This window comes from Roseateles sp. (assembly GCF_039929605.1).
Taxonomy (GTDB): Bacteria; Pseudomonadota; Gammaproteobacteria; order Burkholderiales; family Burkholderiaceae_C; genus Pelomonas.
The window spans coordinates 1-2,659 of the sequence record NZ_JBDSQX010000123.1; the positions used below are offsets into that span (position 1 = coordinate 1).

At 71.6% G+C, this 2,659-nt stretch carries 1 protein-coding gene; it reads left to right on the forward strand.

Translation table 11 applies throughout. The features are described 5' to 3' along the window. Positions 1–2,560, forward strand: a 2,560-nt coding sequence (locus ABIS05_RS17100; protein WP_348013906.1) for a serine/threonine-protein kinase, incomplete at its 5' end; no start/stop codon positions are given. Between the last annotated feature and the right edge of the window lie 99 nt (positions 2,561–2,659).

Consider the following 2,659-nt stretch of genomic DNA (forward strand, 5'->3'; position numbering starts at 1 on the left):
GAAGCTGCCGCGGCTCGCCTGGGACGTGGGTCTGGCCGGGCGCATGGCGCGCGAGCGGGACATCGGCGCCTTGCTCGAACACCCGCACATTGCGCGACTGTACGACGCAGGCGTGGACCGCCACGGGCGGCCTTACCTGGCGCTGGAATACATCGACGGACAGCGGATGGACACCTGGTGCGACGCGCGAAATCTGGGGGTTCGGGAACGGCTGCGACTGTTCCAGCAGGTCGCGCGCGCGGTCGCCTATGCCCATGGCCGGCTGGTCGTGCACCGCGACATCAAGCCCTCCAATGTGCTGGTCACAGCCGACGGCCAGGCCCATCTGCTGGACTTCGGCATCGCCAAACTGCTGTCCGAGGCCGCCGCAGGCGCCGGCCTCACGCTGACCTCGGAGCGCCGCCTGACGCCGCACTACGCCTCGCCCGAACAGCTGCGCAACGAGCCTGTCACTGTGGCCACCGACGTCTACAGCCTGGGCGTGCTGGCCTTTGAGCTGCTGACCGGTCACACGCCCTACCGTCTCGCGCGCGCCTCCCGCGCGGCCTGGGAAGAGGCCGTACTGGCCGACGAACCCGAGCTTGCCAGCAGCCGCTGCGGGGACCGCACGACGGCGCGTTCGCTGCGCGGCGACCTCGACGCCATCCTTGCCAAGGCGCTCAAGCGCGACCCGGCCGAGCGCTACGCCAGCGTGGACGCCTTCGCCCAGGACCTGGAGCGTCATCTGCGCGGCGAGCCCGTGCTGGCACAGCCAGACAGCACCTGGTACCGCCTCGGCCGCATGTTGAGCCGCCACCGGCTGGCATTCGCGACGACGGCCATCGTCGTTGCCGCGCTAGCCGTAGGTGGCGGCCTGGCCCTGCGCCAGGCCCAGCGGGCCGAGCTGGCCGAGCAGCGCCAGCAAGTCGTCACCGGTTTTGCCGCAGCGCTGCTGCGCGCCGACCAGGCCGCCTTTTTCGCCCGCACCGATGCCCGCTACCCAACGCCCGAACTGACGCTGGCCGACAGCGCCGCGCTGATCCAGCAGCGCTTTCCCGGCCAGCCCGAGCTGCAAGCCGACTTGCTGGGTGCCGTCACGCGGCTCTTCCTCGAGATGGACCGTCCCGAGCTGGCCGCCGAGCATGCGAAGCGCCAGCACGAGGCGCTGCTACGTGCCGGCGCTGGCCCCGAGGCACTGGCGCAGGCCCGACTGCTGGCTGCCGAGGCTTGGCTCGCGGCCAGCCGCTGGACCGAGGCCCATGCCGCCGCGCAGGAGGCCCTGAAGCTGGCGGGCGATGACGCGCTGCTGCGTGCCGAGGCCCTGGCCTCGGTCGCCCAGGCCGCCTGGTCCGGCGGTCATGTAGATGCTGCTTGGGCAGCGCTGCTCGAGGTGGAGGCCTTGCTGCCCGGGCAACCCGCCACCTCGACGGCGCCCGCCCGCACCCAGGCCCTTCGGGCCGAGATGGCCGAGCAGGCAGACAAGCCCGCCGAAGCCGACGCCCGTCTCGAACACAGCGTCGCGCTGGCACTCACCGCGCAGGGGGACACATCGCCACTTGTGCATCGACTGCGTTATCTCGCCGCGCAAAGCCTGATCGAGCATGGGCGCGCAGATGCCGCCGCACCGTTCATCAATGCCGTCGTGCGCAACCTGAACGCAAGGGGCGGCCAGGCGGTCATCGAAGCCCGGGTCATCCAGACCGAGTTTGCGCTGGCCCGCTACGGGGCGGGTCTGGCCCGTCACGCTGAAGCGCAGGAAGCGGCGGACTCGGCCGCTGCCTTGATCGAAGCCCAGCCGGAGCCGCCGAAAGCCCTGGAACTCCGCCTGAACCTGGCGCGCAGCCGCCTGGCTTACCTGCACGGCGATATCAAGCCGGCGTGGCAATTTCTGCACTCCAGCTTCCCGTCGTCCTCGGAGGGCAGGCCGCCAAGGTACTGGCAGCGCCTGCAGTGGACCGCGTCCGACATCTTCGCGGCGGCCGTGGGCGCCACGTTCACCCAGGGCCACGAGGTAGGCGACTATTGGAAGAAGCTCATCCGCGACGGGCAGATGCGGCCCCTCGACCAGGCCGGCGACCTGGCGCGCTTCGGGCTCTGGCTGACAGCGGCGGGTGATGCCGAGGAGGGGCTGCTGAAGCTTGAAGCCGCGTCGCCCACACCAGCCTCGCGCGCCCTGCTCGCCTGGGTGAAGGCACAGATCCTGCTCGACCTGAATCGGCCAGCCGACGCCGTGGTCGCCGTGCAGGGGCTGTCACCCGGGCCCACACCAGACCTGCCACCCGAGCGTTTCGCCGCCGAGGCAGTCGCCGCGCAGCTCGACTGTTTCCAGGGCCTCGCCGCGGCTGGGCGCGACAGGCTCGTCGTCCAGGCGGAGGCCCTGCTGCGTGACCGCAACCCGAACTCACCCCGGCCCGCCTGGCTGCGCGCCCAAGCCGGCCTGTGCGCCCTGGCGGCGGGCGACCGCCCCGGCGCTCTCACTCTGGCAGCCCAGGCCCGCCAGGCCCTCAAGGCACAGCCCGACGTCGCGCCCTACTTCAAGCTGCCGCTGGCGAAACTCGAAAAGGCGCTGGCCCGGCCCTGACCTCGAGCCGACATGAGAGCGTCCCGAGGAGGCTGTCGGGCTTTGGGTCGGGTGCGCGCCGGGGCGAGTTGCGGGGCGAGGCAAGGCGCCGACGAGGCG